Source organism: Chelativorans sp. J32, assembly GCF_000518985.1.
Lineage (GTDB): Bacteria > Pseudomonadota > Alphaproteobacteria > Rhizobiales > Rhizobiaceae > Chelativorans.
Genome location: NZ_JAEQ01000007.1, coordinates 1 through 13,177 on the forward strand (window position 1 = coordinate 1; position 13,177 = coordinate 13,177).

A 13,177-nucleotide genomic window follows, 5' to 3' on the forward strand; every position below is an offset into this window, starting at 1 on the left:
GGCACCGGCTCCGCCTTCGCCGAGGAATGGCAGACCTCCTCGGCGCATCTGGGCATCCTGCGCGCCGACCTGCACCTGATCAAGAGCTGGGACCTGCTCCTGGAAGGCCGCGTCCTGCACATGCCGGAGGCCGAGACCACCGACTATGGCGCGCTCGCCGCGCTCTACCGCCATGTCGGCAACAATTTCAAGGTCGGCGTCGGCTACAATTTCGGCCGCTTCTCCGACGACTTGCGCGACCTAACCCTCGACGACGAAGGCGTCTTCCTGAACATCGTCGGGAAATTCTGAAGCAAAACCGCCCTTCGCCACTGCGCGGAGGGCGGCCTTTTTCGCCGCCTCCGAATGGATGTGGTGTAAGCGCAAATGCCTGATCGTGTTCGCACTATCTTGCGGCAGGTACCAGCGAGTTGCCCAGATTTCGGATCTCGGTTTCCAGAAATCCCGGAAGCGGGCCGATCTCTGCGGGTTTGCTCCCCCGCCGAATGGCGGTTTCGATGTCATCCACTGCCCGCCGGACCTGGCGTTCTCCATCAGGCCCGAAAAGCCTGCGCGCAACCTCTTCCCGGGAGCGTTCGTCACCAGCGCCCTCGATTGACCAACAGGCCGAGAGCACGCGATAGGCGAGCCGCTGTGCCGCGGCCACCGCAGGCCACATCTGCTCGGCGATCCTGCGATGCGCCGGAGTGGCGCCGACACCTGCATCATAGGCCTGGAGCAGCGCGATGGTGCGGTGCTGGAGGTCACGGCGTGCGCGCCGGGCGGCCGTGGATGTGACGCGTCCTTCGGCGGCATAACCGATCGTCGCTTTGAGCACGGTCAACAGGGAGACGAGTTCCTGTGGTATGCGTACGGCGACAGAGCGCGGCGTCGTCAGCACCAGGACCAAAAGCCCGATGGCGCAGCCAATGGCGGTATCGACACCGCGCACCCAAAGGACATGCGATATATCCGGAAGCTGGTGCCCGCCCGATGCGATCGTCAGGGCTGCCGCTGTGATGAACACGACGGCAAGGGCGTAGTTGCGGATCACGCAGATCTCGATGACGAATTGCAGGAGCATCAAGGTGAGCACCAGCCACAGTCCTTCAGGATGGATCGCGAGGATCGCGCCTGCCAGAAGGAGACCGACGATGGTCCCGCTCATCCTTTCTATTCCACGCTGCAGGGTTCGCATCCAGTCGAGCCCCTGGTGCAACATCAGGACGGCAGCCGCCATCGTCCAGTAGGCGCGTTCCAGCCCCATCGCCTCGCCGACGAGGCCTGCCATTGCCGTTGCCACGCCGACCCGTGCCGCCACCAACATGGAGGGGGAGGATGGATGCAGCTCCTTGAGAAGAGAGCTTAGAAGCCCATGGTGGCCGAGCGGAACATGGTTGGGATCGGTGCGCTCCAACTCAACTCTCGTGTCCCTCGCCTGGATGGCGAGCAGGCGCGCCCTGCCGGCTATGTCGGCAAGCAAGGTTTTGTCCGCGGGGGCGGTAGCGATAACGCCGGCGAAGAGCAGATGCAATTCCCGATTGATCGAACGCAGGCGGCTTAAGGTGCCGCTTGGACGCGGCTGTGCGGGTTGATGCGTCACCAGCATCGTCCAGGAATTGTGCATGGCAAGCGCCGCCGCGTGCCGGGCGGCATCCTCGGCAGGCTGCCCGACGGTCTCCACATAGGCTGCGATTGCTTCGGCCGCCGCCGCGACGGCCGCCCGTTCCGGTCCCCTGGGGGAGACGAGGGCGCCCACCATATGGGCCAACCATGCAAAAGTGCCGCCGGCCAACACGAGCAGGCCGATCTGGATGACGGATAGGTGTTCCACCGGCATGGCCGTTCCCGCCGCGCAGGCGACCGCAAACATATAGGCTCCAGGGGGACCAATCCGCAGGGCGTTGCACAGGAACGTTGCCGCCATCGCAATGAAGACAATGGCCGGTATGACCAGAAGCCGTATTTCCGCCGCGAGGCCGAGAGCCACCGCCAGGGCAAAGGACAGGGCGATCGCAGCAAGATAGACGGCGCGGTTCAGATAGGGGCGGTCGTTGCCGTAAAGGGCCGTGAACGAGCCGATCGTGGCCATCAGCCCCGCGGTAATGTCGCCGAAAACCCATCCTGCCAGCACAGGCGCACCCATGCAAATGGCGGCGCGTATCGCAAACGGCCAGCGACGGGCGGCGGGGCGCCATTGGAACAGCGTGCCGAGGTGAAAGGAAGGCGAGGGCGGTGCCGGTGGTACTGGCGCGATTCGGTTCATTCCCCGACTGCTTTCATGGTCCGGATCCTCATAGGTGATGGTGCCTATTGCACAAAATATCGCTGCGCTGGCCGAGGACCAAGTCGTGTCCGACTTCACCTTATTCGGCAAGCCCCCCCACCATGGATGCCGCCTGCCAAATAACTGCGCCTGCAGTCCAGAGTAAATTTCGAGAGTTTTTGTCGCATATTATTGAATATCTGGATTAATATCATAGATATGCAGAGTAATTAAAGAATGTGGTGGAGAGAATGTCAGAGACAAGAAAAGAAAGTCGGCAGGACCGTACGGATCGGATCGCGAGAGAGCTTATCAGTTCCGAGCGACGCGCGCGAGAGAACAAGACGGCCCGGCTTCGTGCGTTACGCAAAGAAATGGAAGAGAGGGCCGCCAAGACGCCGTGAGCCGTGTCGCTGTGTTACTGTTGGCGGGCAGGTGGACCGTGCCGCCATCGCAATCGGCAAGCGAATTCCAATGATCATCTACAATAGAGATCGCCAAGCGGAATATTCGGATATCGAATATAGTCGACCACCTTATCGTCCACGCAAGGCACGTCTTCAATCAAGACAAAAGAATGCCCGTTCCCGTCTCTCGTGATCAAGGGGCTCTCGAACGCCGCCGACATTTTGACAGCATTGCCATAGGGTGTCGTGGGGTCGCCTGTCTGACTGACGAATAGGAGCGGTGGCAGGCTCTTGTCTCGCCGCGGTATATGGGGGGTGAACTGGGCTTCGAACGGCCATGCCGAGCAGGGATCGTCGTTCGAAGGATCAGGATCATCTTCAAGCGCGGCGAATGTACCAGCAAGGAAAGGAAGCGCCGGCGTAGAAGACAATCGCCCATAATCTGCGCAGGTGATCACCATCTGCGCCTTGGTTGCTTCCTCCGCGCCAAGACTATCCATCAGCTCTTCGGCTGTTTCGTCGATGACGGATCCGTCTCCAAGCTGCGACAGGAACTGCGCAAGCTCGCTCCAATTGGCTTCAGAATATAAAGCGCTCATGGTGTAAGTGTAGATTTCAGCTGCCGTGACGGTTGTGCCGTCTGAACGAAGGATATCCCCCCGCTCGGCGCTCGCTAGGATGGAGCGATAGGTGGCGGTCGCGTCTGCAGGAGATGCCGATAACGGGCAATTGCCAGTGTTGGCGCAGTATTGAGCGAAGCGGTAAAAGGACAAATTGAAACCGCGAAGCTGGTTCGTGAACATCGTCGCATAATTTTCTGAAAGGTCGACGACACCGTCCAGAACCATTGCGCGAACATAAAAAGGATAGCGCTCCGCATAGAGTTGGGCGACCATCGTGCCATAGGAGTAAGCGACTAGGGTAATCTTCTCGTCACCGAGCGCCGCGCGGATGTCATTCAGGTCATCCACTGCGTCGAGCGTCGAAAGCTCGGCCAGGAAGGCTTTGTCCATGGACGTCAGACACGCTTCCATCGATTGCCGCGAATAGCTGGGCACGTCCGGCTTGGTATTGCAGACGATTTTAGGCTCGGAGCGACCAATGCCGCGTGGATCGTACCCGATGATATCGAAGCTCGCACGCAACCGCGTCATTGCATCGGATTGGGTCAAAGAAAAGTCCAGGCCGGACTGGCCGGGGCCACCCGCCACCAGTATTACCGAGCCTTTCGCCTCCCCAGTGGCAGGAAGTTTGCTCAAAGCCAGCCTGACGGATTCTCGCGACCGCTGATTGCCATAGCGTTGCATGGGAACATCCAAAGTACCGCAGACGACATCCTGTGATGCGGCCTCGGGAAACCAGTCGGCGGGGCATTCGCTCCAAGCGATGGAGCGAACGGCGGTCGGTGGAGATTCGCCGGCATAGGCTCCCGGTAGAAGCGCCGTACTGGATATAATTAAAATAGTGGCTATATAAGAATAAGTGCAATTCTTCATGGGTGCGCTCTGATGTAATCGAAACTAATATACTTATAGAATTAGAAATACCAGATGAATAACAGAGCGGTGAATATCGATAAATATAGTGAGATCTTGAACGAATTCACTCAAGAGCCCCTGCCTCCGCTGTCGAGCGCCCGCATCGACGGTTAGGGCTTCGGAGATTTCCGGAGCGGGCACTCGGGAGGCCGGGCATCAACGTCTTCATCATCTCGCAGGAACAGGTTGCCTGGAACGAGGGGAGGGCAGCAGACGGCGGATCCTGCGTCATTCGCCGGAAGATGTGGGCATGCCACTCCTTGTGCTCTATGGTCTTCCCTATGGAATGGGAGGAGCATCGGCGCCCAAATTCAAGCGCAACCGGCCGAACCATGGCCGTTTCTTCCTTAACTTGTCAGGAGGTATTCCATGTCAGATCCACATAATTCCAAGGACATCCGGGCGATGGCCTCCACCACCGGCTCGGGAGCTCCAGCGCCAAGCGATCGCAATTCGCTCACCATCGGCCCGGACGGTCCAATCCTGTTGCACGACGTGCACTTCCTCGAGCAGATGGCGCATTTCAACAGGGAAAAGGTTCCCGAGCGTCAGCCCCATGCGAAGGGTGCCGGCGCTTTCGGCGTGTTCGAAACGACGGAAGACGTATCAGCCTATACCAAAGCGGCGCTGTTCCAGAAGGGTGTTTCGACCGAGATGCTGGCGCGCTTCTCGACCGTTGCCGGTGAGATGGGCAGCCCCGATACGTGGCGCGATGTCCGTGGCTTTTCGTTGAAATTCTATACCAGTGAAGGCAATTACGATCTGGTCGGCAACAACACGCCGATCTTCTTCGTCCGCGATCCGATGAAGTTTCCTCACTTCATCCGCAGCCAGAAGCGGCTCCCTGACTCCGGCCTGCGCGACAATCACATGCAATGGGACTTCTGGACGAGCAATCCCGAAACCGCCCACCAGGTGACCTATCTGATGGGTGAACGTGGCCTGCCGCGCACCTGGCGGCACATGAACGGCTATGGTTCACACACCTATATGTGGGTCAATGCGAGAGGTGAGAGGTTCTGGGTCAAGTACCATTTCCACACCAATCAGGGCATGGAATTCTTCAGCAATGAAGAGGCCGCCGCCATGGCCGGCATCGATGCGGATTTCCATCGCCGGGACCTGTTCGATGCGATTACGCGCGGTGAACATCCGAGCTGGACGCTCTCGGTGCAGATCATGCCCTATGCCGAAGCCAAGACCTATCGAATCAATCCCTTCGATCTGACCAAGACCTGGCCCCATGCAGATTATCCGCTGATCAAGGTGGGCACGATGACGCTCAACCGAAATCCGGAAAACTTCTTCGCTCAGATCGAGCAGGCGGCGTTCTCGCCGGGCAATACGGTTCCCGGTATAGGCCTTTCCCCGGACAAAATGCTGCTCGGCCGTGCCTTCGCCTATAATGACGCCCAGCGTAACCGGATCGGCACCAATTTCCACCAGTTGCCGGTGAACCAGCCCAAGGTTCCGGTGAACACCTACATGTTCGACGGCCAGATGGCTTATCACCATAGCGGCAACGCGCCGGTCTATGCTCCCAACAGCGGGGGCCGCAGCTGGGCGGATGCAAGCGGACCGATGGCCGATGGGTGGGAGGCCGATGGCGAGATGGTGCGCAGCGCCTATACCCTGCGCAGCAATGACGATGACTTCACACAGCCGGGCATTCTCGTTCGCGAAGTCTTCAACGACGAACAACGTGCAAAGCTTGTCGACCAGGTCGCTGGAAGCCTGCTGGGCGGCGTGCGTGAACCGGTGCTGGGTCGCGCGTTCGACTATTGGAAGAGGATCGACGCCGAGGTCGGCAGCCGCATTGAGGAGAAGGTCCGCAGGGGAAGCGCGGCGAGACCAGCCGAGGGCATGGGCGAAGGCTGATAGTCAGACCGACCGGTGAGGGTGGGGGATTTGCTCCCACCCCGCCCTTTTTCTCTGACGGGCATACCGAAAGATGCTGTGGTCTTATGTTGCTGTTTCGGTAGCTACAACCCCCGGCCCAGAAAAGTCTCGTCAAGCGTTCCGGTCCAACAGATCTCTGACGCGCGTTGCCAGCTGTTCAAACGTGAAGGGCTTGGAAATGAGTTGTACACCGGCATCAAGGCGGCCTTGGTGTACGATCGCGTTGCGCGAATAGCCTGTCGTGAACAGAACCTTCAAACCGGGTCGTAATTCCGCGGCCGCATCGGCAAGCACGCGGCCGCTCTTCCCGGGCAGCACGACATCGGTAAACAGCAGGTCCACGCGCTGCTTGGATCGCAGGATGGCAAGCGCGGTATCGGCTTCAGGTGCTTCGAGGACGGTATAGCCGAGCTCCGAAAGGATCATGGTGCTGTAAGCGCGCACCTCGTCATTGTCTTCGACGACGAGGACAACCTCACCCTCACTGCTCGTCGGCACCCCGAGTTCGGTTGAGCCGGTCTGGCCATGGCTATCGCCCGTATAACGGGGAAAGTAGAGCTTGACCGTCGTGCCTTGGCCGACCTCGCTGTAGATCGTCACATGGCCGCCGGACTGCTTTACGAAGCCATAGACCATGCTGAGCCCAAGCCCGGTGCCGCGGCCGGGTTCCTTGGTGGTGAAGAAGGGCTCGAAGGCGCGGGCAAGAACATCCTTCGGCATGCCCATACCCGTATCGCTGACCGCGATCATCACATATTGGCCGGGTATGACCTCCGCATCCGTGGCGGTGTAGGTCTCGTCGAGTGCGGTGTTGGCGGTCTCGATCGTCAGCTTGCCGCCTTCCGGCATGGCATCGCGGGCGTTGACCGCAAGATTGAGGATCGCGCTTTCGAGCTGGTTCTGGTCTACCTCCACCGTCCACAACCGCGGCGCCAACACTCCTTCGAGCTCGATCTGCTCTCCCAAGGTCCGGTGCAGGAGCTCGGTCATCTCGCGAACCAAGAGATTGAGATCGAGAGCCTTGGGCTCGAGCGGCTGACGTCGCGAGAAGGCGAGCAGCCGTCCGGTCAGGTTTGCCGCCCGCTGGGCACCCTGTAGGGCCATTTCCACGGCCCGAGCAATGCGTACATGGTCGCCAGGTTTGCTGCGCCTTATCGTATCGAGCCCGCCGATGATCACCGTGAGCAGATTGTTGAAGTCGTGAGCGACGCCGCCCGTGAGCTGGCCGACGGCTTCCATCTTTTGCGATTGCCGGAGCGCTTCTTCCGCCGCCGCACGGCGCGCCACTTCCTCGGCGACACGTTCCTCCAGGTTGGCATTGAGCGCCTGCAGCTGGGCTTCCGCCCGCCGGCGCTGCTGAAGTTCGCGCTCCGCAGCCTGAAACAGGCGGGCATTGTCCAGAGCTATGGCCGCTTGGCTGGCGAGAGCGACGACACGCTCCTCAGCCACTTCGTCGAATATGTCGGGCTTGGAGTGCCCGAAAAACAACCCTCCAAGAACCTCGCCCGTCCGGGATTTGACGGGAACGGCGAGATAGCTGCAAACCGGAAGGTGGCCTTTCGGCATGCCGTAGTGAGGGGCCATCCGGCCATATCGAGGATCTTTGGTAATATCGGGGGAGCGTACGACCGCTGCTCCTGTGAATGTGGGGGCGAAGATGTCGGTGTTGCGCGGCATCGGATATTTTGCGAATGCCTCGCGCGGGGCTCCGGACAGGGTATAGAGCGTATATCGCTCCCCTTGCTCGTCGATGACATTGTAGAAGAAGGCGCCAAACTCGGCGCCGGTGATTTCCACCGCCGCATCGGTGATCGTCTGCACCAGCCTGTTCTGATCCAGATCTCCGGAGATGGAGGTGGCAGCGCGATTGAGGATCGCGAGGGCGTTTGTCTGCTCTTTAAGGGCCGCGCTCGCTGCCTTTTCCTCGGTCACGTCGATGACCACGCCGGCCATCCTCTTGCTGCCATTGTCGTCGGTTTCCACACGGCCCCGCGCAATGACGACACGCTCGGCGCCGGAGCCATGAACCCGGTATTCAGCCTCATAGGGTTCGCCGGTTTCGACCGAGCGCCCGAGGATTGACAGAACCCGGTCCACATCCCTCCGGTCGATCGCTTGTAGAAAAACATCGAGCGGAAGGCCGGCCTCGGCATCCGCCTTGGCTACCCCGAATACTTCCACCAGCGGTCCCTGGATCGCGAGCCGGTCACTGTCCACTGACCATTCGAACACCGCGACGCGTCCAGTGGAGAGCGCCAGCGACAAACGATCCTGTGTCATCAGGTACCGCTGCTCGCTTCTAAATACCGCGCGGTTCGCCTCCCGCCGGATCTCGGCCATTTGGATGTTGGAATGCACACGGGCCAAGAGCTCGCGTGCGGCGAAGGGCTTGATCAGGTAGTCGTCGGCTCCCGCTTCCAGCCCTTCCACCTTCGCTTCTTCGCCCGCGCGAGCCGAGAGCATGAGTATGGGCACGTCTGCGAGCGCCGGGTTGCTGCGAGCCCGTTTGAGCAATCCAAAGCCATCGAGCTTGGGCATCATGACATCGGTCAGGATCAGGTCCGGCTTTCTCTGCTGCGCGATTTCAAGCGCAGCCTCGCCGTCGCCAGCCAGTTCGACCGTGTAGCCTTGTGCCTGCAGCAGGCGGGAGACATAGGCCTGCATGTCGGCATTGTCATCGGCGAGCAGCACGCGCTTGCCTGCGCCCGGCGTGGTGGGATCCTGGCCTGCGATCGCTCCCAGTCCTGCCGTTGAAAGCTCGCCCTGCATCTCCATCGTGGGCGCGGTATCAGGCAGCCACCGCAGCGCCTCTTCAACAAATTCGTGTGCCTTTACAATGTCGATTTGCTCAGAGCCCTCAAGCTGCACACGCTCCGGCGGCAGGTGCTTGTGGCCGAACGGCAAGGAGATGATAAAGGTCGTACCGGCGCCCGGCGCGCTTTCGGCGGCGATCTGACCGCCATGCAGCTTGACGAGCTCCTGGACCAGTGCCAGGCCGATGCCGCTGCCCTCGAAGCTTCGGCCTTGCGCGCCCTCGATCCTCTGAAAGCGCTCGAAAAGCTTGGGCATTTCGCTTTCGGGAATCCCGATGCCCGTGTCGCGCACTTTCACCACCGCGAAGCCGCCGTCGCTTGACGGTTCCACCGAGACGCGGATTTCGCCCTCGAGCGTGAACTTGAAAGCATTCGAGAGGAGGTTCAGCAAAACCTTCTCCCACATCTCGCGATCGACAAAAACAGGCTCGGGCAGCGACTGACACTCCAAGGTGAGCGTCATCCCGGCCTTCTCGATCGCCGACCGGAAGCTGGAGGCGATTTCGGCGCTGAATTTCGCCAGATCGGTCGCCTGATAAGTCGCTCGTACCCTGCCGGCTTCGATCCGGGCAAAATCGAGGAGGCTGTTCACAAGACGGAGCAGGCGGGTTCCGTTCCGATGGGCAAGCTCCGCCTGCTTGCGCATCTCCTCGGCCGAGGCGTCACTCGCCAGGAGTTCCTCAAGCGGGCCCAGCATGAGCGTCAGCGGTGTGCGGAATTCGTGGCTGACATTGGAAAAGAATGCGGTTTTGGCGCGGTCGAGCTCGGCCAGGGCCTCGGCACGACGCCTTTCCTCTTCGTAGGCGTCGGCATTGGCCACGGCTGCCGCTATCTGGCCGGCGGCCAGTCCGAGAAACCCGCGGTAGCTCTCGTCGAACATGCGGTAGGGATTGAGGCCGACGATGAGAATGCCCGACCGGCCGGATTCGCCGGAAGCCGGAACGGCAAGAGCGACCGCCGTTGTCGTTGCACGGTCCCAAGCGCCGCCGGGGGCCGCCCCACCAAAGATGCCGCCGATGTCATCAACCAGGACGGGTTCGTGCTTCTGCAGAACTTCCGCTATCGGCCAGGGAGATGAGCTGTCGATGGACAGCGTGCTCGGCGCGGCCGAATGACATGCGGCCAACCCGCAGGAGGCGGTCAGCTCCGCGGTGTCCCCGTTCGGCGCGACCATGTAGAGCAAGGCAAAAGTAAGGTCATGCGGATTTGTATTCAGTGCCGCGATACCGCGCTGGCAGGCCTCTTTCCATGAACGAGCGTCCGCGGTCTGCGCCGCGAGTTCACGGAGGAGCTTGAGCTGGCGTTCGCCGATCACCCGCTGGGTGTCATCCGTATTCGCGCATATGATGCCGCCAGGCGTGCCGTCGTCATCCGGGATGGGGCTGTAGGAGAAGGTATAATATGTCTCTTCCGGGTAACCGTGGCGCTCCATGATCAGGAGCTGCTCTTCCACATAGGTGCCTTCTGCGCCGCCCATGGCGGTGCTGAGCATGGGCTCGATGTCCGGCCAGATTTCCCGCCAGACCTCGGCCGTCGGTCTGCCGAGCGCCCAAGGGTGCTTTCCGCCGATGATGGATCGATATGGATCGTTATAGAGGTAGATCAGCTCCTTACCCCAACCGATCCAGATCGGCTGCCGCGACGTCAGCATGATCCGGACAGCGGTTTTCAGACTTTGCGGCCACGTTTCGGGGTGCCCGAGCGGGTTTCTTGTCCAGTCATAAGCGCGAATAAGAGCGCCCATCTCGCCGCCGCCGGACAGAAAACCGGGCGCGTCCATCCGAGGGCCGGCAGCAAGAAGCTCAGGGTCTCTCATGCTCATCTTGTCTCACGTTCGCTGCGGGATTCGCGATCGACATGCAGCACGCATTGCAAGCAAAGCCGGAAGAAGGGGGCGAAATTTCCTCCGTCTGAAAGAGGTTTTGATATGCCCGGTCTGCCCCCAAACGACGCTGCCGCCATAACCGCTTTGAGGCTGAGGATGTACCTCGCTCGTGCAGATTTCTGCAACGGGAAAGGCCTTCTGCCCACGCAAATGGATGCCGGGAATTGCACGCTTGGCTCTCTCATCGATTGCTTTGGCTATTCTGCCTGGCGTTCGCCTTGGCCCCACCGCCTAGCACCGCGAGCAGGTCTCTTGGACACGAACTCGCTTTCGTCCTCAGCAAATAGAAAGCGCACCCTTCCAACCCCATTGCCACCTCCCGATATGGTGCCATTGGGCGGCACCTGCAGCTTGACCGCTGCCTAACTCAAACTCGCTCACCCTCGACTCGACGTCGCGTCCGGCAGCGCTCTGGCTTCCCGTTCGCAAAGAGCAGGATCCTTGCCGACCAGCAGATCGAATTTCGCCCACGCCACAGCGTTTACGAACGCTCAAGCTTTCAAATCGTTCCAACGCGCAAGATGCAAAGACGCCGCCGAGGAGCTGTCGTGCGACAGGGAAATCTCCATGACGGCGCGGAAACGGCCGCAGCAAGGATCTATAACTATGGCTTAAGGCCCGACTGATTCCAGAGAAATGCGCAAACCGCTCCAAGCCGCAGGGGGTATAAACACAAATAGAACCGAGACCATGCTGCTCGCAGGTAGTGAAGGGCCCTCGAAACACCAACTTGGGCGCGAGTTATTTTATATTAGCCCCCTGGAAGTCGGACGCCGAGGACATTGGTGATGACCATGCAGTCACATCGGCGGGGAATGCCCAAGCGGCTTATCTTGCTATACGCCTCGGCTGGAGTTTTGACTTGTGGCGGAACGCTTGCCCAGCAGGGGGAGGATCCACCCTTATCTATAGCGAAAACGGTCTCAACGCGCGATGGCACCTCCAGTTGGGTCTCAACGCAGTAAGCGAGCGCGACCTATTCTGGATCTTTCGGAGACGATCGCTCGGGCGTCCGGTTTCGATCCCGGTGCTGACTGGCTGGAAAGCTACATAAAGCCCGGCCTCAGCTTTGACCAAACGCTCGGCAATGGCTCTGTCCTATACGGCAAGATCTCCGGTGTGGCTCCCTACACCGCGGGGGACCGCTGCGTTCGACGCTGCGGACACTGGCAGGATCACGCTTGAGGAAGGCTATTTCGGCTACCGTACCTCAGCGACCGAACCTCCCACCTTCGACTTTTCCATCGGGCCTCGCGAATTGCGGCTTGGAAGCGGGATGCTGATAGCGAACGGTGGCGCCAGCGGTTTTGAACGAGGTGCTCTCAAATTCGGACCGAGAAAAGCTTGGGAGAATGCGCTTATCGGGCGCATATCCGGGCGGGGGAGTGAGCGGAACGGCCTTTTACCTCGGTCCGAACGAGCTTCCTTCGAGCGACGGGGCGAATGAGATCGCCGGGGTGGATCTCCGTTACGATGATCCTGGCGGTGGTTAACTCGCGGGCACCTACCTCAAAGTTCTGCGCTCCACATCCGTATATCCGCAGGCAGCACCAGGCGGTATCCGGCCACCATCCATCCTGCCAGACGGGCGAGAGGGTACAAGTGCAGTGAACTTCCATGCGAAGACCAGCCCGTTCAAGGCGTCTTCAAAAATTGGTTTGTGACGGGAGATTTCGCCTACCAATGGAACGATGACATTGACATGAACGCATGGGCCGGTCGTATCCAGATTGGGCACAGCTTCGAGGCGAAGGCTTGGTCGCCAGTGCTCACCTATTCGTATGAGACCTTTTCGGCGACGATCCCGACACGGCCGCCTTAGAGCGGTTCGACCCGCTATATGATGAAGGATCACCGGGGGCTTGGGCGACCGGATCAAAGTCGTCCATGGTGTTCATCAACTCGAACGTCCAGGCGCATGAGCTCGCCTTGCGTCTACGCCCGACGGATCGCGATACCGTCACATTGCGGTATGCTCACCGGGCCAACGAGCTAAGCAGTCCTGTGCAATTTTGGCCAAGCGACCCGCGTGGAAACGTCCGGAAGCACCGTGAACGTCGTATCAGGCGTAGTGGACGCGCATCTCGCGGACGACATCTTCCTTGAATACAACCGGATCATAAATCCGAACACGTTCCTCATCGCAGGGGTGAGCGTATCTTTCCCTGGGAAGGCATCAGGGAGATCATCGATGGAGAAGCTCCCCGCTGGCTAGGAGGATTCGTGAATGTCGTCGTCAGCTTCTAAGATCGCCATTCTGGCCGGAGGAATCATGATGTCCGTTTGCGCAGGATCGGGGGGCACTCTCTCAATCAAATCCCCTTTCCGCTAAAGAATCGGATCCGAAGGTCTTAGGATGGATGCACGGGTTTCCGCCGCCAGAAGACAAG

General features: G+C 60.1%; 5 protein-coding genes. 2 read left to right on the forward strand and 3 right to left on the reverse strand.

Features of this window, described 5'->3' with window-relative positions; all coding sequences use genetic code 11:
* Positions 1-291 (forward strand): hypothetical protein (locus CHEJ32_RS27395; protein WP_034658278.1); only part of this gene is annotated, 291 nt, incomplete at its 5' end.
* Between the two features lie 94 nt (positions 292-385).
* Here CHEJ32_RS27395 and CHEJ32_RS24500 read toward each other — a convergent pair.
* On the reverse strand, positions 386-2,245 hold the full coding sequence (locus CHEJ32_RS24500; RefSeq protein WP_051469612.1) for an FUSC family protein: 1,860 nt from the start codon (positions 2,243-2,245) through the stop codon (positions 386-388).
* Between the two features lie 478 nt (positions 2,246-2,723).
* Positions 2,724-4,148, reverse strand: a complete 1,425-nt coding sequence (locus CHEJ32_RS24505; protein ID WP_084032775.1) for an alpha/beta hydrolase — start codon at positions 4,146-4,148, stop codon at positions 2,724-2,726.
* Positions 4,149-4,559: 411 nt separating this feature from the next.
* Between CHEJ32_RS24505 and CHEJ32_RS0111300 the strand changes: the two genes are divergently transcribed.
* Entirely contained in the window at positions 4,560-6,068 is a 1,509-nt protein-coding gene (locus tag CHEJ32_RS0111300) for a catalase (protein WP_028033973.1), read from the forward strand.
* A 132-nt stretch (positions 6,069-6,200) separates the two neighbouring features.
* Here the strand turns inward: CHEJ32_RS0111300 and CHEJ32_RS27710 are convergent, their stop codons facing one another.
* The gene (locus tag CHEJ32_RS27710) at positions 6,201-10,718 is read right to left on the reverse strand and encodes an ATP-binding protein (RefSeq protein ID WP_028033974.1); all 4,518 of its coding nucleotides are present in this window, start codon (positions 10,716-10,718) and stop codon (positions 6,201-6,203) included.
* Positions 10,719-13,177 lie beyond the last annotated feature (2,459 nt).

What these genes read in the sequence shown, in the direction of transcription:
- CHEJ32_RS24500 (WP_051469612.1), bottom strand. Translation starts at nt 2,245, where the DNA reads ATGAACCGAATCGCGCCAGTACCACCGGCACCGCCCTCGCCTTCCTTT.
- CHEJ32_RS0111300 (WP_028033973.1), top strand. Translation starts at nt 4,560, where the DNA reads ATGTCAGATCCACATAATTCCAAGGACATCCGGGCGATGGCCTCCACC.
- CHEJ32_RS24505 (WP_084032775.1), bottom strand. Translation starts at nt 4,148, where the DNA reads ATGAAGAATTGCACTTATTCTTATATAGCCACTATTTTAATTATATCC.
- CHEJ32_RS27710 (WP_028033974.1), bottom strand. Translation starts at nt 10,718, where the DNA reads ATGAGAGACCCTGAGCTTCTTGCTGCCGGCCCTCGGATGGACGCGCCC.